This is a genomic window from Rhodoplanes sp. P11, assembly GCF_964266735.1.
In the GTDB taxonomy this organism is placed as follows: Bacteria; Pseudomonadota; Alphaproteobacteria; order Rhizobiales; family Xanthobacteraceae; genus Rhodoplanes; species Rhodoplanes serenus.
The window spans coordinates 1,366,008-1,386,874 of the sequence record NZ_CAXWGY010000001.1 but is presented as its reverse complement, the minus strand read 5'-3'; the positions used below and the strand labels follow the sequence as shown (position 1 = coordinate 1,386,874).

Genomic DNA, 20,867 nt, shown 5'->3' with positions numbered 1-20,867 from the left:
GCAGCGCACGATGGCCGGCGAGCCCGGCAGGCGCTGCCGCGTGGGCGCCCACGGACCTCGCCCGCCCGGTCCTCGGCCCACCTGCTGCCGCCGGCCGGCTCCCCGGCGGGCGGCCGGCGCCGCCGCGTGTGACGCGGAAACGACAGGAAATATCGGCGTTTATTCAACTTGTCGCAGTGCACAGCATTGACTTTGCAACGACGACCCCTATGTTGTCGCCAGCCGGCTCGCCATCGGTGCGACCGCAAATCCCGCACATCCGTCGCGTCGACCTCACGCTGGCGCGGCTCGGGGCTGCGGGTATTCATGTTTGAGGCTCCATGTCATTTGCCCATCTCGGCCTGTCCCAAAAGGTCCTCGACGCCGTCACGGCTGCCGGTTACAGCGCGCCGACACCGATCCAGGACCAGGCCATTCCGCACGTTCTCGCGCGGCGCGACGTCCTCGGCATTGCCCAGACCGGAACCGGAAAGACGGCCGCCTTCGTGCTGCCGATGCTCACCACGCTCGAACAGGGCCGCGCCCGCGCCCGGATGCCGCGCACCCTGATCCTGGAGCCGACCCGGGAGCTCGCCGCCCAGGTCGAGGAGAGCTTCATCAAGTATGGCAAGAACCACAAGCTCAACGTCGCGCTGCTGATCGGCGGCGTCTCGTTCGGCAATCAGGACACCAAGCTGACCCGCGGGGTCGACGTCCTGATCGCAACCCCGGGTCGCCTGCTCGATCACACCGAGCGCGGCGGGCTGCTGCTCACCGGCGTCGAGCTCTTGGTGATCGACGAAGCCGACCGCATGCTCGACATGGGCTTCATCCCGGACATCGAGCGCATCTGCAAGCTCGTCCCCTTCACCCGCCAGACGCTGTTCTTCACCGCCACCATGCCGCCGGAGATCCGGCGCATCACCGAGCAGTTCCTGCACAACCCGGTCAAGGTCGAGGTCTCGCGCCCGGCCACCACGGTCGAGGCGATCACCCAGGGCCTGGTGAAGTCGGGCCGTGAGCCGCACGACAAGCGCGAGGTGCTGCGGCGGCTGATCCGCCAGGCCGAGGGCCTCAAGAACGCGATCGTCTTCTGCAACCGCAAGCGCGACGTGGCGACCCTGCATCGCTCGCTGCTGCGGCACAAGTTCTCGGCCGTGGCGCTGCACGGCGACATGGACCAGTCGTCGCGGATGACGGCGCTCGACCAGTTCCGCAAGGGCGACGTGACGGTGCTGGTCGCCTCCGACGTGGCGGCGCGCGGCCTCGACATTCCGGACGTCAGCCACGTCTTCAACTTCGACGTCCCGCATCATCCCGACGATTACGTGCACCGCATCGGCCGCACCGGCCGGGCTGGCCGCACCGGCACCGCCATCACCATCGTCACCTCGGCCGACCACAAGGCGGTCGCGGCGATCGAGAAGCTGATCGGCCGCAGCATCGCGTGGCTCGGCGCGCCGCCGGCCGACGATCCGGCCGAGGACGATCGTCCGAGCGAGCCGGTGCGCATGGGCACTCGCGCCCCGCGACGCGGCCGCGACACGCGGCGCGACGGTACGGTCGCCGACGTAGGCGGACGATCGGAGCCGTCTGGCGGACGCACCGACGCGGGCGGCCGTGCCGGCCGCGGCCCGCGCGCCAAGACCGCGCCGGCCAACGTCATGCCGCTGGAGACGGCGCGCAAGCGCCCGCCGCGTGACGACGCTCCGGACGACATCGAGAATTATCTCCCCGCCTTCCTGCTCCGCCCCGTCCGCGTCAAGGCTTGACGCGGGCACCGGCCCCAGACTCAGCGCACGGCCGGCAGCCGGAGCTGGCCGCATGCCAGCAGATCATCTCGGCCTCGCCACCGCAGCGCCGCATAATGGCCGGCAGAGGCAGCGGCTCGCAGAGGCAGCGGCTCGCAGAGGCAGCGGCGCAGCAAGACCGGCCACAGCACGACCGGCAAGAGCAAGACCGACGCGACGAGAGGCCACCGGCTCCGACATGCTGTCGCATCACCGAGGCCGTCGCATCACCGAGCTTGATGGGTTGTCACCAGTCGTTTACGTCCAATTTAGCCGCTTCGGCTAAGGTCCTGGTTACAGGTCGGCCGCGCCATTGGTCGCAGGGCCTCGCTTCCCTCACCCACGGAGTGGGCGAATGACGGACAGGTCGGACGATTACGAGCGGACCGTTCCCTTCGCCAAGGTGGCGCTGGACCAGATCAAGGCGTTCCGACAGTCGGCGGCTCCTCGCAATTACGAAATCTGGTACCATTACGCGACAGGCTACAATCCGGCGCTCAACCGCACCATCAACGAGCGCCTGGCCAAGTTCGGTACACTGTCGACAGCCGACTTGGAACAGATTCACTCGGACTTCTTCGCGCCGACCCGGGTCGGTCAGCAGATCGATTCGATCGGCGGCCGCGTGGTCGGCACCCTCGATCAGATCATGGGGGTGCTGGAGGCCGCGGTCGGCTCCACCACCCGCCACTCCGAGAGCCTGGCCGACGCCAGCCAGCAGCTCGGCCACGCCGCGGACGGCGCCTCGATCCGCCGCATTCTCGGCGGCCTGGTCCGCACCGTGCAGGCCATGGAGGACAGCAACCGAGCGCTCGAAGAGCGTCTCACCGCCTCCAAGGAAGAGATCAACAAGCTGCAACGGAGCCTCGAAGAGGTGCGCAGCGAGAGCCTGACGGACCCGCTGACGACTCTCGCCAACCGCAAGTGCTTCGACGACGCGCTGAGCCGGATGGTGGAGCACGCTCATCTGCGCGACGAGCCGCTGTCGCTGATCCTCACCGACATCGACCACTTCAAGCGCTTCAACGACACCTACGGCCATCTCACCGGCGATCAGGTGCTTCGTCTGGTGGCGCTGTCGGTGAAGCAGAACGTCAAGGGCCAAGATCTGGCGGCTCGCTACGGCGGCGAGGAGTTCGCGGTTCTGCTCCCCGATACCACGTTGCGCGCCGCCACCACGGTCGCCGACTACATCCGTCGCGCCGTGATGGGCAAGGAGCTGATGAAGCGCTCCACCCGCGAGATCCTGGGCCGGGTCACCATCTCGTGCGGGGTCGCCACCCTGCGGGCCGGCGATACGATGCAAAGCCTGATCGAGCGCACCGACACCTGCCTCTACGCCGCCAAGCACGCCGGCCGCAATCGGGTGATCTGCGAGACCGACCCCGAGGTCTCTCCGGCGACCGAGATGCAGATCGCCTGAGCGGCACCGCTTCGCCGCTCGGACGCAGCGCAGCGGCGCACCTCGCCGGGCACGAGAGGCGCCCCACCCTGCGCCGTCGCTACTCCGCGTGCCCTACCCTGCGTGGCCTACCCTGCGTCTCTACCCTGCCGCGACCTCGTCGGCCTCGGCCGGCTTGATCTGCACCGACTCGCCGCAGCCGCAGGCAGACACCTGGTTCGGGTTGTTGAACACGAAGCCCGACGACAGCTTCTCGGTGCGGAAATCCATCTCGGTGCCGAGCAGGAACAGCACCGCCTTGGGATCGACCAGCAGCCGGACGCCCTTGTCCTCCACCACCTCGTCGGTGGGAGCGACCGCGGCGGCGTACTCCATCGTGTAGGACATGCCGGCGCAGCCGCCGTTCTTCACTCCGATACGGACGCCGGCGATCGGGCGATCGGCGCGGGCGAGGATGTCCCGGATGCGGCCGGCCGCCGCATCGGTCAGCCGGATCACCTGGGGTCGGGGTCGTGCTGTCGCCATTCCGCTCTCCTTTCCGGCCGGGTTCAAGGTCCGGCGGACGATGGATGACTGGTGACTGGTTCAGGACATCGCAGTGGCGCCGCTGGCGCCATCGTTGTGTCCCGTCGAGCTTTGTCCCGTCAGTACGTGCTCCACAGGCCGGGCGTGGCGAACTCGACCAGATGCCCGTCCGGATCGCGGACATAGAGGCTGCGGCCGCCGCGCGGCCACGCGGTGCGCCCTTCGACCACGACGCCGTGCTCGCCCAGCCGGCGCTCCCACGCCACCATCTCGGCCTCGTCACCGACCGCGAAGGCGAAATGCGCCGGCCCGTGACCGTCATGCGGCGGGATCGTTCCGCCTGGAAGAACGACCGTCTCCAGGGTGCCGCCGCGCCGGAATAGCAGCAGCACGCTGCGGCCGCCGACGTCGTAGGCCCGAAACCGCTCGCCGTCGCCGGCGATGCGCGGAAGTGTCAGGACCTGCTCGTAGAAGCGCGCCGCGCGATCGAGGTCGTCGACGTACAGGCAGGTCTCCAGCACACCGTCCAGCGTCGGCATTCCGCGCCCTCGTCACCACATGTTCAGGACGACCCGCGCCTCGTCGGACATCCGGCTCGGGTCCCACGGCGGGTCCCAGACGATCTCCACCGACACCGGGCCGACGCCGGCCACGGTGGCGACGGCGTTCTCCACCATGGTGGGCAGCTCCTGAGCCGACGGGCAGTTCGGCGTGGTCAGCGTCATCTCGACGTCGACCGAGCGATCGTCGTGAATCTCGATGCGGTAGATCAGGCCGAGCTCGTAGATGTCGGCCGGGATCTCGGGATCGTAGACGGTCTTGATCGCCGCCACGATGTCGTCGGTCAGGCGGGCGACCTCGTCGGACGGCAGCGTCGAGCCGCCCGGCACCGCGACGGTGGCGTTGGCGGGAGCGGAAACGTCGGCCGGCTTGCTGTGCTCGTTCATGCGAACATGTCCTGTGCCTTGACCAGAGCCTCGGCGAGGCGGTCGACCTCGTCCAGCGTGTTGTACAGGCCGAAAGACGCCCGGCAGGTGGCGGTGACGCCGAAGCGAGCCAAGAGCGGCATCACGCAATGAGTGCCGGCCCGCACCGCGATACCGGAACGATCGATGATGGTGGCGATGTCGTGCGGGTGCGCCCCCTGCATCTCGAACGACAGGATCGCCCCCTTGTGACGGGCCTTGCCGATGAGGCGCAGCGAGTTGATCTCGCCGAGCCGCTGGGTCGCATAGGCGAGCAGCTTCTCCTCGTGGGCGCGAATGCGGTCCCGACCGATCGACATGATGTAGTCGATGGCGGCGCCGAAGCCGATCGCCTGGACGATCGCCGGCGTCCCGGCCTCGAAGCGATGCGGCGGGTCGCCGTAGGTGACGCGGTCCTCGAACACCTCGCGGATCATCTCGCCACCGCCCATGAACGGCGCCATGCCAGAGAGATGCTCGTGCTTGCCGTAGAGCGCCCCGATGCCGCTCGGCCCGTACAGCTTGTGGCCGGTGATCACATAGAAGTCGCAGCCGATCGCCTGCACGTCGACGTCGAGATGCACCGCGCCCTGGGCGCCGTCCACCAGCACCGGGATGCCGCGCGCGTGGGCGATGCGCACCACCTCCTCGACCGGCACGATGGTGCCGAGCCCGTTCGACATGTGGGTGACCGCCACCATCTTGGTGCGGTCGGTCAGCAGCTTCTCGAACTCGTCGAGCAGGAAGTTGCCGTCGTCGTCCACCGGCGCCCACTTGATCACCGCACCCTGGCGCTCGCGCAGGAAGTGCCACGGCACGATGTTGGAGTGGTGCTCCATGATCGACAGAACGATCTCGTCGCCGGCCCCGATGCGCTCGCGGCCGAAGCTCTGCGCCACCAGATTGATCGCCTCGGTGGCGTTGCGGGTGAAGACGATCTCCTCGGGCCGCCGCGCGTTGAGGAAGGCGCGCACCGTCTCGCGGGCGCCCTCGTAGGCCTCGGTCGCCGCATTGGCGAGGTAGTGCAGGCCGCGATGCACGTTGGCGTATTCGCTGGTGTACGCCTTGGTGAGCCGGTCGAGCACCGCGGTCGGCTTCTGGGCCGAGGCGGCGTTGTCGAGATAGACGAGCGGCTTGCCGTAGACCGTCATGGCGAGCGCCGGGAAATCCTCCCTGATGCGGGCGACGTCGTAGCTGCCGTTATGGACTGCCGGATGGGTCATCTTCCACACTCTCGCGCGGCCTGCCCTAGCGCCGCCGGCGGCGCGAGGTGAGGCGAGCTGTCGGCCCGGGCCGCGATCATCATTGTCGTGCCTCGAGCCAGCGCGTCGCCGCCGCCGAGAGGGCCTCGCGAATGCCCTCGTGCGCGACGGTGTCGATCGCCTCGCCGACGAACGACTGGATCAGCAGCGTCTCGGCCTCCTTGCGCGGGATGCCGCGCGCCATCAGGTAGAACTTGAGATCCTCGTCGAGCGCACCGGCGGTGGCGCCGTGGCCACAGACGACATCGTCGGCGAAGATCTCCAGCTCCGGCTTGTGGTCGGCCTCGGCGGTCTCCGACAGCAGCAGGGCGTGCGACGACATCTTGCCGTCGGTCTTCTGGGCGTCGGGCCGCACCACGATCTTGCCCTGGAACACGCTGCGGCTGTCGCCGTCGAGCACGCCCTTGAACAGCTCGCGGCTCTGGCAACCGCCGATGGCGTGGTCGAGCACCAGCGTCGCATCGGCATGCTGGCGGCCCTTGAGCAGGGTCGCGCCGGCGAGCATCAGGTTGGTGTGAGCGCCGTCGCACCGCACGAAGAGCTGGTTGCGCACGGCCGCACCGCCGATCGCGAACACCATGCCCCGGAACGTCACGTCGCGGCCGAGCGCCGCCGTCAGCGTGGCGACGTGCAGGGCGGCGCTGCCCTCGGTGCCGATCTTGACGTGGTCGACGGTGGCGCCGTCGCCCACCACCAGGTCGAGCGCGGTGTTGACCTGGTAGTCGAAAGCGTCCGGTCCCTCGTGGCTCTCCACCAGCGTCAGGGTGGCACCGGCACCGACCTCGACCAGCGAGCGGGTGAACACCGTCGCCGGCACCGGCCCGGTGAAGCAGAACATCAGGTGGATCGGCCGCGCCACCGTGGCGCCGGGCGCCAGGCGGATCACCGCGCCATCGCCCATGAAGGCGGTGTTGAGCGCGAAGGCGACGTCCTTCTCGGCCGGGCTCTGGGCCCCGAGCCGGCTCGTCACCTCGGCGTCGCCGCTGCCGAGGGCGTCGGCGAGCGAGCCGATCGACAGGCCCGGCTCCAGGTCGGCGAGATCGGACGCCTCCTTCAGCAGCACCCCGTCGGCGATCACGATGCGCCGCACGTCGACGCCGGCCAGCACGGCGCCGGCCGCGCGGGCCCGCACGGTGCCGATCTCGCCCGGCGGCTGTGCCAGGGGCTTGGCGTCGCGCATTAGGGCGCGCAGATCGGTGTACTTCCACTCCTCGACCCGGCGATGCGGCAGCCCGGCCGCCTCGAAGCGCCGGAACGCCGCCTCGCGGCGGGCCGTGAGCGGCGCCGGTCCGGGCAGATGATCCTTCACGCCGGCCCAGGCGGCGGCGATCTGCCGCTCGGCCTCCGACGTGAGGGCCTCCGGCCCGGAACTCTCCGGCTTCGACATGGTCGTTTGCATGGTCTCGTCCAATGAACCGTTTTCAGCGTCTCAGGCTTCGATCAGACCGAGGCGCCGCTCGACGCGGTCGAGCCGCGCATCGATGCGGTCGATGCGGACGGACAACTGTGCCACCTGAACCTCCATGTTGCCGACCCGCTGGGTCAGCTCGAGCATGCGATCGTTCAGCGTATCGAGCTGACCGCGCATCGCCCTGAGATGCTGAAGCACGATGTTGTCCACCTCGTCGGACATGGCGATTGCGGCGGCGCGTCAGGCCGCCACCTCCTGTTCGTAGTCGGCGTAGCCCTTGGCCTCGAGCTCGTGCGCCAGCTCCTTGCCGCCGGTCCGCACGATGCGGCCGTTGAAGAAGACATGCACGATGTCCGGCACGATGTGATCGAGCAGCCGCTGATAGTGGGTGATGACGATCATGCCGCGCTCGGGCGAGCGCAGCCGGTTGACGCCTTCGGCCGCGATCTTGAGAGCGTCGATGTCGAGTCCCGAGTCGGTCTCGTCGAGGACCGCGAGCTTGGGCTGGAGGAGCGCCATCTGGAGCACCTCGTTGCGCTTCTTTTCGCCGCCCGAGAAGCCGACATTGACGGGCCGGCGCAGCATCTCGGGATCGATCGACAGCTTGGCGGCCTCCTCGCGCACCCGCTTCATGAACTCGGGCGTCGACAGCTCCGCCTCGCCGCGCTTCTTGCGCTGCGCATTCATGGCGGTGCGCAGGAACGTCATGGTGGCGACGCCGGGGATCTCCATCGGGTACTGGAAGGCGAGGAACAGCCCGGCGGCGGCGCGCTCGTCCGGCTCCATGGCGAGCAGGTCGGCACCGTCGAGCAGCACCTCGCCGCCGGTCACCTCGTAGCCGTCCTTACCCGACAGGACATGGGCGAGCGTCGACTTGCCGGAGCCGTTGGGGCCCATGATGGCGTGGACCTCGCCGGGGTTCACGGTGAGGTCGACCCCGCGGAGGATCTGGCGGTCGTCCTCGACCGACACCTGGAGGTTCTTGATCTCGAGCAGCGACATTCGGTTCACCTCGGGTGGTCCCGCGCTGCGCGGCAGCGGCCGGGGGTCACGTGTCGGAAGGGATGTTCGGGTTCCGCGCGACGGCCCGCGAGGGCGGGCCGGCGCGGGCGAATCACGGTCAGCCGACCGAGCCTTCGAGGCTGATGGAGATCAGCTTCTGGGCCTCGACGGCGAACTCCATGGGAAGATGCTGGAGCACGTCCTTGACGAAGCCGTTGACCACCAGGGCCACCGCCTCCTCCTCGGAGAGTCCGCGCTGCATGCAGTAGAACAGCATGTCCTCGGAGATCTTCGAGGTGGTCGCCTCGTGCTCGAACACCGCGGAGGCGTTCTTCGCCTCGATGTAGGGCACCGTGTGGGCGCCGCAGTGCGAGCCGATCAGCAGCGAATCGCAGTTGGTGAAGTTGCGCGCGCCGGTGGCCTTGCGGTGCGCCGAGACGAGGCCCCGATAGGTGTTGTCGGAGCGGCCCGCCGCGATCCCCTTGGAGATGATCCGGCTCGTCGTGTTCTTGCCGAGATGGATCATCTTGGTGCCGGAATCGACCTGCTGGCGGCCGTTGGAGATGGCGATCGAGTAGAACTCGCCGCGCGAGCCGTCGCCGCGGAGGATGCAGCTCGGGTACTTCCAGGTGATGGCCGAGCCGGTCTCCACCTGGGTCCACGAGATCTTCGACCGCGCGCCGCGGCAGTCGCCGCGCTTGGTGACGAAGTTGTAGATGCCGCCCCGTCCCTCGGAGTCGCCGGGATACCAGTTCTGCACCGTCGAGTACTTGATCTCGGCATCGTCGAGAGCGATCAGCTCGACCACCGCGGCGTGAAGCTGGTTCTCGTCGCGGCGCGGCGCCGTGCAGCCTTCCAGGTAGCTCACATAGGAGCCCTTGTCGGCGATGATCAGCGTCCGCTCGAACTGGCCGGTGTTGCGCTCGTTGATGCGGAAATAGGTCGACAGCTCCATCGGGCAACGCACGCCGGGCGGCACGTAGACGAACGAGCCGTCGGAGAACACCGCGGAGTTGAGGGTGGCGAAGAAGTTGTCGGTCACCGGCACGACGGAGCCGAGATACTTCTTCACCAGCTCGGGATGCTCACGCACCGCCTCGGAGATCGGCATGAAGATCACGCCGGCCTTCTTCAGCTCCTCCTTGAACGTGGTGGCGACCGAGACCGAATCGAACACGGCATCCACCGCGACCCGCGAGGCGCCCTCGGGGCGCTGCACGCCGGCGAGGATCTCCTGCTCGCGGAGCGGAATGCCGAGCTTCTCGTAGGTCTTCAGGATCTCGGGGTCGACGTCGTCGAGCGACTTGGGCGCCACGAACGCCTTGGGGGCGGCGTAGTAGTAGAGCTCGTCATAGGGGATCTTCGGGTAGTCCACCCGCGCCCAGGTCGGCTCCTCCATGGTCAGCCAGCGCCGATAGGCATCCAGCCGCCACTCCAGCATCCAGGCCGGCTCGTCCTTCTTGGCCGAGATGAAGCGGACGATGTCCTCGGACAGCCCCTTCGGCGCCCGCTCGGTTTCGATGAGCGTCTCGAAACCGTACTTGTACTGGTCGACGTCGATGCTTCGGACCTGTTCGACGGTCTCCTGCACGGCCGGCATGTCATTCCCTCCACTGCGGCTTCAAGGACCGCGGGTTGGACGTTGGCCTATGGTGTTCGTCCTGCTGGGTTCGTCCTGCGGAGGATCACCTTCGTAATGGATCGGGTCACGCGGCAATACCGCATCCTCCCCTAGATAGTCTACGGACGAGCCCGTTCCAAGCCGTCACGAAGGCGTCGGTGTCGCGCTCGGTGGTGGTCGGGCCGAGGCTGACCCGGATGGCGCCGGCGGCGAGCGCCGGGTCGATCCCCATGGCGGCGAGCACGCGGGAGGCCGCGACCTTGCCGGACGAGCAGGCGGCGCCCGACGAGACGGCGAGGCCGGCGAGATCGAGGGCGATCAGCGCGGTCTCGGCCCTGAGGCCGGGATGCGCCAGGAGCGTGGTGTTGGGCAACCGCGGCGCCGCCCCTCCCAGCACCACGGTGCCGGGGGTGGTGCGCATCACCTCGGCCTCGAGCCGGTCGCGCCGGCTCTGCATCAGCGGCCCGTCGGCCGCGAGATCGCGCGCCGCGGCCGCCGCGGCCGCCCCGAAACCCGCGATGGCGGCGATGTTCTCGGTGCCGGCCCGCAGGCCGCGCTCCTGGCCGCCGCCGCGCAGCAGCGGGTCGGTGATGTGGAGAGCGGACGCGCCCAGCACCAGGGCTCCGGCGCCCTTCGGTCCCCCCAGCTTGTGGGCCGACAGGCTCATCAGGTCGGCTCCGAGCGCGCCGATGTCGCAGACGATCCGGCCGGCACTCTGGACGGCGTCGACATGCAGGAGCCCTCCCGCAGCGTGGACGATATCGGCGGCGGCGCGGATCGGCTGCACCACCCCGGTCTCGTTGTTGGCATGCATGATCGAGACCAGAGGCCGCGCCGCCGGGGTTTCGGCCGTGATGGCGGCGAGCCGCGCCGCCAGGGCGGCGAGATCGACGGCGCCGGCCGCCGTCACCGGCACGGTCGCGACGGCGTTGGTCGGAAACCGGCCGCCCGCCCACACGGAGGCGTGTTCGATCTCCGACACGAGGAGGCGGTCGCGCGGCGCCGCGCCCGTTCCCGCCGTCAGGCCCGGCGTCAGCGCCAGAGCGTTGGCCTCGGTGCCGCCGGAGGTGAACACCAACCCGTGGGCCTGTGCGCCGACCAGCGCCGCCACGGCGGCCCGCGCGGTGTCCACGACGGCGCGCACCGCCCGCCCCTCGGCATGCACCGACGACGGGTTGCCGACGAGATCGAGCGCCGCCAGCATGGCATCCCGCGCCTCCGGGCGCAGCGGCGCCGTGGCGTTCCAGTCGAGATAAATTCGCCGGCGGCTGCCGCTCACGCCGTCGGTCGGATCGGTCGTCGGATCGGTCATGACGGTCGAGGCCCCCGGGGGTTTACGTCGAACGGACGGGCTTGGATCAGGGAGGCCGGGAACCAGGAGACCGGGTGAGAACCGGATCGGTGGACCCCGATCGGCATGGCCGAGCGTCCGGCCCGGACGCCCGGAGTCCGCCCATTTTCGCGGCACCCCACACGAAAACCTTGCGTTTCGACCGGGGGGTCATGCTAGACCTGGGCGCCGCGCGACCGACCGGGTCGGCGCAGCCGTCCGACAGCCAGGACCATTCCGGAAATTCGAGGCGTTGTCGACAGATAGGCGGGTCCCGACGGCGGCGTCAAGGGCGCCGCGGCGGCCCCCGCGACGGCGGTTCCTGGAGACCGCCGGCAGACGAAGGTTCACCAGCATGCCTGAAGTGATTTTCAACGGGTCGGCCGGCCGCATCGAGGGCCGCTACCATCCGTCGCGGATCAAGAATGCGCCGATCGCCATCGTGCTGCATCCGCATCCGCAGTTCGGCGGCACGATGAACCACCAGATCGTGTATCAGCTCTATTACGCCTTCGCGCACCGCAACTTTTCCGTGCTGCGATTCAACTTTCGCGGAGTCGGGCGCAGCCAGGGCTCGTTCGACCACGGCCAGGGCGAGTTGTCGGACGCCGCCTCGGCGCTCGACTGGGCGCAGTCGATCAACCCGGAGGCGCGGAGCTGCTGGATCGCCGGCTTCTCGTTCGGCGCCTGGATCGGCATGCAGCTGCTGATGCGGCGGCCCGAGATCGAGGGCTTCATCTCGGTCGCCCCGCCGGCCAATCTCTACGACTTCTCGTTCCTGGCGCCCTGCCCGTCGTCCGGCCTGATCGTGCATGGCGAACGCGACGCCGTGGTGCCCTACAAGGACGTCGCCACGCTGGTCGAGAAGCTCAAGACCCAGAAGGGCATCGTCATCGAGCAGCAGGTTGTCCCGGCCGCCAACCACTTCTTCGACCAGAAGATCGAGCCGCTGATGGAGGCCATCACCTCGTATCTGGACAAGCGGCTGGCCACCGTGACCACCAAGCCGGAGCCGCGCGGCCGCCGCACCGGGTGATGCCCGCGCCTCCTTTCGCGTCGCGACAGCCGAACCCAACGCCGACGCGCCGCGCCGGACCGTGATCCGTCACGCCGTCGTGTGACCTATGGCTCGCCACGGCGCCATGCGGTCGCCTCCGTTGGACTCCGGGGGCGGACCTGATACACCCCCACCTTGTCGGCGCGACCGCGGGTGCGTCGCGGACAGGAGAGGTCCGCCACCCGCTGCCGGCTCCGCCGGTGTTGCCGGCTCCGCCGGTGTCTCCGGCTCCGCCGGTCCGGGCCGACCGTGCGCCCACGACGGGCGTTGATCTCCTGCAAGGAAAGGGTCCGATGAGCACGTACGAGTCCGAGTTTCTCCGCGTTCTGGAGAGCCGCGGCTTCATCCACCAGGTGTCGGATGCGGCCGGGCTCGATGCACTGGCCAAGCGGGGCGGTCTCGTCACGTATGTGGGCTATGACTGCACGGCCCCCTCGCTCCATGTCGGCCACCTGATCACCATCATGATGCTGCACTGGTTGCAGCAGACCGGCAACAAGCCGATCGCCCTGATGGGCGGCGGCACCACGCGGGTCGGCGATCCCTCGGGCCGCGACGAGCAGCGCAAGCTGCTCTCCTACGAGCAGATCGAGACCAACAAGGCCGGCATCAAGAAGGTCTTCTCGAAGTTTCTGACGTTCGGCGACGGCCCCGGCGACGCCGTCATGGTCGACAACGCCGAGTGGCTGACCAAGCTCAACTACATCGAGATGCTGCGCGATGTCGGGCGGCATTTCTCGGTCAACCGCATGCTGACCATGGATTCGGTGCGCCTCCGGCTCGAGCGCGAGCAGGAGCTGTCGTTCATCGAGTTCAACTACATGATCCTGCAATCCTACGATTTCGTCGAGCTGGCCCGGCGCTACGGCTGCAACATGCAGATGGGCGGCTCCGATCAGTGGGGCAACATCGTCAACGGCCTCGATCTCGGTCGCCGGATGGGCACGCACCCGCTCTACGGCCTCACCTGCCCGCTGCTGACCACCTCGTCGGGCGCCAAGATGGGCAAGACCGCGGCCGGCGCCGTGTGGCTCGAAGCCGATCTGCTGAGCCCGTACGACTACTGGCAGTTCTGGCGCAACACCGAGGACGGCGACGTGGTGTCGTGCCTCAAGCTGTTCACCGTGCTGCCGCTCGACGAGATCGCGCGGTTGGCGGCGCTCGGCGGGTCGGAGATCAACGAGGCCAAGAAGATCCTGGCCACCGAGGCGACCGCGCTGGTGCACGGCCGCGAGGCCGCCGAGCAGGCGGCCGAGACGGCGCGCAAGACCTTCGAAGAAGGCGCGCTCGCCGCCACGCTGCCGACCGTGACGGTGCCGCGGGCCGAGCTCGAGGCCGGCCTCGGCGTCCTCACGGCGTTCGCCGAGAAGACCGGCCTCGTCGCCTCCAACGGTGAGGCGCGCCGCCAGGTCAAGGCCGGCGGCCTCAAGGTCAACGACGCGACCGTCACCGACGAGAAGGCGACGCTCGGGCTGAACGACCTCACGGCCGAAGGCGTGATCAAGCTGTCGCTCGGCAAGAAGAAGCACGTTCTCGTCAGGCCGGTCTGACGACCGGACAGGCCGGTCTGACGACCGGACAGGCCGGTCCGACGACCGGACAGGCCGGTCCGACGACCGGCCCACGACCGCGCACGGGGACGGCAGCACCGCCCCCGTGACGCCGCCGGCGGCGCCCCAGACGGCGCCCAGCTCCGCCGGCCATGGCGCCTGCCGCCTCGCTCGACCGACACCCGTTACCGGCTCCGGCGACGCCCCTCCGCGGGCCGCCTTGCCATCGCACCGCGCCCGATCACGGCCCACCGGCGCCGGCTCGCGATGCCGCGCCGCACGCGCCAAGCCAGGACCGTCAGGCCGGGCGTCCGCACCACCTCCTCCAAAGATCGATCGTCGCGGAAATCACGGCGCGTGGCGTGCGCGCCGGGCTCGAGCCGTGCCTAGAGCGGAATCCGACCCAACGGGACCGGACTCCGCTCTAGAAGTCCTTATTTGATCGCATTTTCGACGGCGAACCGGCGTCCACTTCGCCGGAAGATGCTGTAGCGGGCAGGTGGGCGGGCGAGCACGGCGCCGCATGCCGCCCGACTCGTTCATCCCCATCTGCGCCCGCCTTCCCGGCCCGCGCCCTCGCCTCCAGCGGCCCTCGCCTCCAGCGCGCCCACGTCTGCGACGGCCCACAGAGCCCAACCACGATCTCCCCAGCAGCCACCGCCGAATGAAGGCAGCGGGCTTGACAGGAGGCAAAATCAAGCTCAGCCTCATTTTTCACTTTTCTGATTATTGACAGAGAGGCTCATCCCCGTGGCGATCATCCGGTTCCTCGAGTCCATCCAATCCGCGCTGGCGGCCGATCAGGTCATCTCGGACCCTGACCGCCTCACCATCTACAGCCACGACTGGTGGCCGCTCTCGGCCAAGCTGCGTCGGCTCGGGCGACACCCCCACCTTCCGGAGGCCGTGGTGTTCGCCCGCTCCGAGGCCGACGTCGTGGCGGTCGCGCAAGCGGCCGATGCGGCCGGCATCCCGCTCACTCCGTGGGGCCTCGGCTCGTCGGTGACCGGCGCAGGACTGCCGACCCGCGGCGGCGTGATGCTCGATCTGAGCAAGCTGGTCGGCGAGCCCGCCCTCGATCTCGTCAATCACACCGTCACCGTGCCGGCCGGCGTGCTCGGCCTGACCCTGGAGGGCCAGCTCGAGCGCAGCGGCTTCACCCTCGGCCACTCGCCGCAGTCGCTGGACCGCTCGTCGGTCGGTGGCTGGGTCGCCACCATGGCGACCGGACAGTTCTCGTCGCGCTACGGCGGCATCGAGGACCTGCTGGTCGGCTTTCGGCTGGTGCGGGCCGACGGCGAGGTGCTCGACCTCCGGGCGCATCCGCGCGCCGCCGCAGGCCCCGACTTCCGGCAGCTCTTCATCGGCTCCGAGGGCACGCTCGGCATCGTCACCGAGGTGACGCTCAAGGTCTTTCCGAAGCCCGAGCATCGCCTGGTGGAAGCGTTCCGCATCCCCTCGATCGAGAAGGGTCTCGCAGCGATCCGACAGATCAGCCAGTCGGGCCTGCGTCCGTTCCTGGTCCGCCTCTACGACGCCTCGGAGGCACGCTACGCCACCCGCAACAAGGACATCGGCTCACCCGTCCTGTTCGTCGGCCACGAGGGACTGCGCGAGGTGGCGGAGGCGGAGCACGCCTGTGCGCGGCGGATGATCGTCGCCAATGGCGGCGCTTCGATCGGCAGCGAGCCGGCCGAGACCTGGCTGGGCCGTCGCTTCGATTTCTCGACCGTCGAGCGCTACCTGGACGCGACCGGGGGCTATGCCGAGACCATCGAGGTCGCCGGTGACTGGTCGACCGTCGGCGAGCTCTACACCGCGATGACCACCGCGCTCGCGCCGCTCGCCGACGAGGTGCTCGGCCATTTCTCTCACATCTACCCGCAGGGCACCTCGCTCTACGTCATCCTGCTCGGCCATGCCGACACCGACGAGGCCGCGGCCGAGCGCATCCGTGCGATCTGGGCCGCCGCCATGGACGCCACCATCGGGGCACACGGCGAGCTGTCGCATCACCACGGCATCGGGCTCGCCCGCAAGCCCTACCTGGCGGCCCAGAATGCCGGGGTCACCAGGCTCGCGCGCCAGATCAAGTCGGTGCTCGATCCGAAGGGCCTCCTCAATCCGGGAAAGCTGTTCGACGTGTGAGGATTCGTCTGTCACGAGCCACAGGAGGCGATCATGTCGACATCGACGGCGTCTGCACTGCCCCATTCCGAGTCTGCCGCGGACGTCGCTCCGCGGCGGGAGCGCATGAAGGTCCTGGCCTCGGCGGTCTTCGGCTCCGCTCTGGAATGGTACGATTTCTACCTGTACGCCCAGGCCGCCGCGCTCATCTTCAACAAGATCTTCTTCCCCTCCTTCGACCCGCTGGCCGGAACCCTCGCGGCCTTCGGGTCGTACTTCGTCGGCTTCCTGGCCCGTCCGGTCGGCGGCATCGTGTTCGGCCGCTATGGCGATCGCGTCGGCCGCAAGAAGGTGCTGGTCATCACCTTGCTGATGATGGGCGTCAGCACGACAGCTATCGGCTTCCTGCCCTCGTTCCTCTCGATCGGCATCGCGGCCCCGATCCTGCTCACGCTGTGTCGCGTCGTGCAGGGGCTCGCGGCCGGTGCAGAGTACGGTGCGTCCGTGGTGATGTCGGCGGAGTTCGCCCCGCCCGGGCGCCGCGGCATCTATGCGGCACTGCCGGCGCTCGGCGTGTCGCTCGGCATCATGCTGGCGACCGCCGCGTTCGCGGTGACCGGCTCGCTCCTGTCTGCCGCCGAGTTCGAGTCGTGGGGCTGGCGTGTTCCCTTCCTGCTCAGCATCCTGCTGATCGGCGCGGCGCTGGCAATCCGGCTGCGGGTCAGCGAAAGCCCGGTGTTCCTCGCGCTGCAAAAGAAGAAGGAGATCGTCAAGGCGCCGATCACCGAGCTGTTCACCCATGCCAGGAAGCCGTTCTTCATTGCCTTCGGCATCCGCATGGCGGAGAACTCCACCGCCTACATCTTCCAGGCCTGGATTCTCACTTATCTGGTCCAGCACGGCCTCTCCCGCAGCGCCGGCCTCAACGGCGTGCTGATCGCCACCACGGTGTCGCTGCTCACCATTCCGCTGTGGGGCTGGGCCAGCGACAAAATCGGCCGCAAGGCCGTCTACATGATCGGCTCGGTCGGCATCGGCCTGTTCACGTTCCCGTTCTTCGGCATCATCGACACGCTCGATCCGACCTTGATCGCGCTGGCCCTCGTGCTCATGTTGTCGGTGTTCTACCAGGCGATGTTCGCCTCGCAGGGACCATTGCTGACCGACCTGTTCGACCCGCGCTTCCGCTTCACCGGCATCGCGCTGGCGCGGGAGACCACCGCGATCGTCGCCGGCGGGCTCGCTCCGTTCATCGCTACCGCCCTGCTCGCGGCATTTCCCGGTCAATCCTGGCCGATTTCGCTGTACGTCATCGCGATGTGCGTCATCACCACGGTGGCCCTGCTGATGTATCGTGAGAAGCGGCGCGACCATGACGAGGTCTCTTCGACGTGACCCGCCATCCGATCGTTGCTCTCAGCGATGATCTCACCGGGGCGGTCGCGGCGGCTGCCGAGACTGCCGGGTTCGGATTGAGAGCCCAGGTGGTTCGATGGGAGGACCTGCCCGATCGGACCGATGCGGACGTGCTCGTCGTCGACACCGCCACCCGGCTCGTCGACGACCGCACCGCCGCCGACCGGATCACCATCACGATGGCGGCCCTCCAGGACCGCTTCGCCGCCGGCCAGCCGGTCTTCTACAAGCGCGTAGACAGTCTCCTCCGCGGTCCGGTGGCGGCCGAGATCGCGGCCTGGACCGCGTCCCTGGACGGACCCGTGGTCGCCGCAGTGGCGGCCCCGGCCTTCGACATCACCACCCAGGGCGGCATCCAGTACGTTCGCGACCGCGCCCTCGCGGTGTGCGATGGCGGGACCGACCAGTGCCGGGTCACGCCTGCCACCCTGGTGGCGGGCGTGCATGCCGACCTGCTCCAGGTGCGGGCGCCCGACTTCCCGGAGCGGCTGACGACGGCGCTCCGCGCCGGCCGCTCGCTGTCGACCGATGGCGTGACCGAGGGCGACCTCGACCTCGTCGCATCGGCGGTCGCGGCGGCTCATCGGCAAGGTCTGCGGGCCGGCCTGATCGGCAGCTTCGGCCTGCTCGGCGCCTGGGTGGCGGCCACCCGCCCCCGGCGGCGCCGTGGCGTCCTGATCGCGGCGAGCAGTTATCGTCCAGCCACCACCGCCCAGCTCGCCGCCTTTGCCCAGGACCCCGACAAGACCCTCCTGGCCCTCGGCCCGGACCACGACGCCGTGCGCGCGCGGGCGCTCGCCGCTCTCGACGACGGCCGCGACGTCGCCATCGCGACCACGATGCCGGGTTTCACGCCTGACGTGGTCGACGAACGTCATGCCCATGACATGGCCGTGATGGTGACCGGGATTCTCGAGGCGATGCGGCCGGTCGGCCTTACCCTGATGGGCGGGGAGCTGGCCTCCCATCTGTTCCGAATGCTCGCACCTCGCCGTCTCGACGTGCTGGCTCAGCCCTGGCCGGCGACACCGCTCGTCCGCTTCGAGGGCGGCGACCACGACGGCCTGCGGGCCGTCATCCAGTCCGGATCACAGGGTGGCGCGAACCGCCTGTTCCAGATCGCGGGCCTGTTCCACGCCCTGGACGGCGCCGCGTCCACTCCCGCCTCAATCCCCGAAAGGACGACACATGACTGAGCTCCCGGTGATCGGCATCACGGTCGGCGATCCGTCCGGCATCGGCCCGGAGATCGTGCTGGCGGCCGCCGCGCATCCCGAGGTCCGCGCCCGCTGCACCCCGCTGGTGATCGGCAGCCGCGCCAATCTCGACCACACGATCGCCGCCCTCGGCCTCTCCGTGACTCTCGCCGACGAAACCGACGCGGACGCGCCGCCGGACGCCATCCGGGTCCGCGACGTGCCGGGCGTGCCGGCCGACCTCGCCTTCGGGGTCGCCTCCGCCGAAGGTGGGCGCGCCGCTTATGCGTACATCGCGGAGGGCGTCGCCCTCGCCCGCTCCGGCGCCATCGCGTCTCTGGTCACCGCCCCGATCAACAAGGTCGCCATGCAGCTCGCCGGGCTCGGCCACACCGGCCACACCGAGATGCTGGCCGAGATGACCGGCGCACCGTGGTCGCTGACGCTGTTCACGGTCGCCGACCTGCGGGTGCTCTATCTGACCCGCCACCTCTCGCTGCGGGACGCCATCGCCCGCATCGATCAGGACCTCGTGGTGACGACACTGGAGCGCTTCATGTCGGTTGCTCCGATGATCGGCCTGAAGGCCCCGAAGATCGCCGTGCAGGGCCTCAATCCCCATTGTGGCGAAGGCGGCCTGTTCGGAACCGAGGACGACGAGATCCTGGCACCGGCAGTCGCCGAGGCGCGCCGCCGCGGCATCGACGTCCACGGCCCGATCCCGGCCGACTCGGTGTTCTCCCAGGCCCGCCAGGGCCGCTGGGACGTGGTTCTCGGGCTCTATCACGACATGGCGGCGGCGATCTGCAAGACGCTGGACTTCCACGGCACCGTCAGCACCACTCTCGGCCTGCCCTTCCTGCGCTTCTCGGTCGACCACGGCACCGCGTTCGACATCGCCGGCAAGGGCATCGCCAGCCCGGAAAACATGGTCCGCACCCTTCTCCGCGCTGCCGAGAGCGCCGAGGCGAACTCCTGATCGCCTCGGCCGACGTCGCCGCCCGGTCCGCGCCGTCGCGACGGTCCGGGCGGATGACGGCCGCAGCAGCCCGGAACGCCGGCCGGCGACCGCGGCCGAACCAGCGGAAGGTGACGTTCCGCTGGCTTCGCCGCCCCGACGACATCTGATAATCTGAGGTCATGGAAGGAAGCCGCCCCGTACCGCAGCGTGTCGTGCCGCTCCGCCTCGCCACCGCGGAGCTGCAACGCGCCACGAGCGACGTGATCCGCGCCATGGCGGTCGATGCCCTGGCGGCCGGCGTCGGCTCCCGCCTGCCGATCGGCTCGCACTACCAGAACCGCTTTCAGGTCGGCGCCGGCACGGTGCAGCGGGCCATCGAGCTTCTGACCGGCACCGGCGCCCTGGTGCTCACCTCGCGTGGGCATCTGGGACGCCACATCGCCGACATGCGGATCGAACGGCTCTGGCACATCGCCGACATCGACCCGGTCCGCGTGCTGCTTCCTCCGCGTGGTCCGTTCGAGGTGCGCGCCCTGCTCGGCGTCCTGTCCAGCGAGTTCACTCGGCTCGGCGTGCCGTCCCGCATCCACCACAGCGCCGGAGCCGCCGAGCGCATCCGATGCCTCGATGCCGGCGACGCCGACATCACTGCCGTGTCGTCGGGCTTCCACGACGCGGTGGTGGCGGCGAGCGGCCCGGCCCGGCCGACCCGCCGCCTCGCCGAACACAGCTATTACGCGCGCGACACCATGCTGGTCCTGCGACGGGCCGCGGACCCGGTCACGCCCGGGCAGCCGCTGCGCGTCGCCATCGATCCCGCCTCGTGGGACCAGGCTCGGCTGACCGAATGCGAGTTCCCACTCGACGACGGCTTCACCTATGTGGAGGTCAGCTTTCCGAGAGTGCCGGTGGCGATCCTCGAAGGGCGCGTCGATGCCGGCGTCTGGCACGCCATGCAGACGCTGATTCCTCCGCGACTCGCCGGTCTTCACCAGCGGCCGCTGGAGCGCCCCGCCGCTCTCGCGCTGCTCGCCCGCTCGTCGGCGGCCGTGCTGATCATGTCCGAGCGCCGGCCCGAGCTGCGGGCTGTGCTGGACCGCCTCGATCTCGATCGGGTCGCCGAGGCGCAGACCCGCCTCACCTCGCTCCCGGACGACAGCCCGGAGCTGCTCGACCCGACCTGGACGGTCTGATTCGTGATCCGGCTGATCCACTCGGGGTCATTCCGGAAGCCGCGAAGCGGCTGTCCGGAATCCAGCCTAGAGTCAAAAGT

Annotated in this window: 18 protein-coding genes; 9 read left to right on the top strand and 9 right to left on the bottom strand. The window is 69.2% G+C overall.

Going from position 1 to position 20,867, the window contains the following annotated elements:
- The first annotated feature begins 320 nt into the window (after positions 1-320).
- On the top strand, positions 321-1,751 hold the full coding sequence (locus ACFQUV_RS06095; RefSeq protein ID WP_129609849.1) for a DEAD/DEAH box helicase: 1,431 nt from the start codon (positions 321-323) through the stop codon (positions 1,749-1,751).
- Between the two features lie 373 nt (positions 1,752-2,124).
- Positions 2,125-3,192, top strand: a complete 1,068-nt coding sequence (locus ACFQUV_RS06090) for a GGDEF domain-containing protein (RefSeq protein ID WP_129609851.1) — start codon at positions 2,125-2,127, stop codon at positions 3,190-3,192.
- A 120-nt stretch (positions 3,193-3,312) separates the two neighbouring features.
- Here the strand turns inward: ACFQUV_RS06090 and ACFQUV_RS06085 are convergent, their stop codons facing one another.
- From ACFQUV_RS06085 to ACFQUV_RS06045, 9 genes are all read right to left on the bottom strand, one after another.
- Positions 3,313-3,696, bottom strand: a complete 384-nt coding sequence (locus ACFQUV_RS06085; RefSeq protein ID WP_111384804.1) for an iron-sulfur cluster assembly accessory protein — start codon at positions 3,694-3,696, stop codon at positions 3,313-3,315.
- A gap of 119 nt (positions 3,697-3,815) precedes the next feature.
- On the bottom strand, positions 3,816-4,235 hold the full coding sequence (locus ACFQUV_RS06080) for a VOC family protein (RefSeq protein ID WP_129609853.1): 420 nt from the start codon (positions 4,233-4,235) through the stop codon (positions 3,816-3,818).
- A 12-nt stretch (positions 4,236-4,247) separates the two neighbouring features.
- Positions 4,248-4,643, bottom strand: coding sequence for an SUF system Fe-S cluster assembly protein (locus tag ACFQUV_RS06075; RefSeq protein ID WP_111384802.1), 396 nt, complete (start codon positions 4,641-4,643; stop codon positions 4,248-4,250).
- On the bottom strand, positions 4,640-5,884 hold the full coding sequence (locus ACFQUV_RS06070) for a cysteine desulfurase (RefSeq protein ID WP_129609855.1): 1,245 nt from the start codon (positions 5,882-5,884) through the stop codon (positions 4,640-4,642). The genes ACFQUV_RS06075 and ACFQUV_RS06070 overlap by 4 nt, the downstream gene beginning before the upstream one ends.
- A gap of 79 nt (positions 5,885-5,963) precedes the next feature.
- Complete coding sequence (sufD, locus tag ACFQUV_RS06065; RefSeq protein ID WP_244601637.1) at positions 5,964-7,322, bottom strand: Fe-S cluster assembly protein SufD; 1,359 nt, start codon at positions 7,320-7,322, stop codon at positions 5,964-5,966.
- A gap of 30 nt (positions 7,323-7,352) precedes the next feature.
- Complete coding sequence (locus ACFQUV_RS06060) at positions 7,353-7,556, bottom strand: hypothetical protein (protein ID WP_155478767.1); 204 nt, start codon at positions 7,554-7,556, stop codon at positions 7,353-7,355.
- Between the two features lie 18 nt (positions 7,557-7,574).
- Positions 7,575-8,336 carry a Fe-S cluster assembly ATPase SufC gene (gene sufC, locus ACFQUV_RS06055; protein WP_129609857.1) on the bottom strand — a complete coding sequence of 254 codons (762 nt, stop codon included), beginning with the start codon at positions 8,334-8,336 and terminating at the stop codon, positions 7,575-7,577.
- Between the two features lie 118 nt (positions 8,337-8,454).
- A complete protein-coding gene (gene sufB / locus ACFQUV_RS06050) occupies positions 8,455-9,936 on the bottom strand; it encodes a Fe-S cluster assembly protein SufB (protein WP_129609859.1) in 1,482 nt (493 codons plus the stop codon).
- Positions 9,937-10,042: 106 nt separating this feature from the next.
- A complete protein-coding gene (locus tag ACFQUV_RS06045) occupies positions 10,043-11,269 on the bottom strand; it encodes a cysteine desulfurase family protein (RefSeq protein WP_129609861.1) in 1,227 nt (408 codons plus the stop codon).
- A 373-nt stretch (positions 11,270-11,642) separates the two neighbouring features.
- Here ACFQUV_RS06045 and ACFQUV_RS06040 point away from each other — a divergent pair, with 373 nt between their 5' ends.
- The 7 genes from ACFQUV_RS06040 to ACFQUV_RS06010 all read left to right on the top strand — a co-directional run bounded on the left by ACFQUV_RS06040 (position 11,643) and on the right by ACFQUV_RS06010 (position 20,787).
- Positions 11,643-12,323 carry an alpha/beta hydrolase gene (locus ACFQUV_RS06040; RefSeq protein ID WP_111384796.1) on the top strand — a complete coding sequence of 227 codons (681 nt, stop codon included), beginning with the start codon at positions 11,643-11,645 and terminating at the stop codon, positions 12,321-12,323.
- Between the two features lie 314 nt (positions 12,324-12,637).
- Positions 12,638-13,894, top strand: a complete 1,257-nt coding sequence (tyrS, locus tag ACFQUV_RS06035; RefSeq protein ID WP_129609863.1) for a tyrosine--tRNA ligase — start codon at positions 12,638-12,640, stop codon at positions 13,892-13,894.
- Between the two features lie 750 nt (positions 13,895-14,644).
- Positions 14,645-16,042 (top strand): FAD-binding oxidoreductase, encoded by a 1,398-nt coding sequence (locus tag ACFQUV_RS06030; RefSeq protein WP_129609865.1) that lies wholly within the window; start codon positions 14,645-14,647, stop codon positions 16,040-16,042.
- A gap of 105 nt (positions 16,043-16,147) precedes the next feature.
- A complete protein-coding gene (locus ACFQUV_RS06025; protein WP_165364017.1) occupies positions 16,148-17,416 on the top strand; it encodes an MFS transporter in 1,269 nt (422 codons plus the stop codon).
- Positions 17,413-18,633, top strand: coding sequence for a four-carbon acid sugar kinase family protein (locus tag ACFQUV_RS06020; protein WP_129609869.1), 1,221 nt, complete (start codon positions 17,413-17,415; stop codon positions 18,631-18,633). Before ACFQUV_RS06025 ends, ACFQUV_RS06020 begins: the two co-directional genes overlap by 4 nt.
- Positions 18,626-19,612, top strand: coding sequence for a 4-hydroxythreonine-4-phosphate dehydrogenase PdxA (pdxA, locus tag ACFQUV_RS06015; RefSeq protein WP_129609873.1), 987 nt, complete (start codon positions 18,626-18,628; stop codon positions 19,610-19,612). The genes ACFQUV_RS06020 and pdxA overlap by 8 nt, the downstream gene beginning before the upstream one ends.
- A 194-nt stretch (positions 19,613-19,806) precedes the next feature.
- Positions 19,807-20,787: a YhfZ family protein gene (locus ACFQUV_RS06010; protein ID WP_165364019.1), complete on the top strand. Its 981-nt coding sequence runs from the start codon at positions 19,807-19,809 to the stop codon at positions 20,785-20,787.
- Positions 20,788-20,867 lie beyond the last annotated feature (80 nt).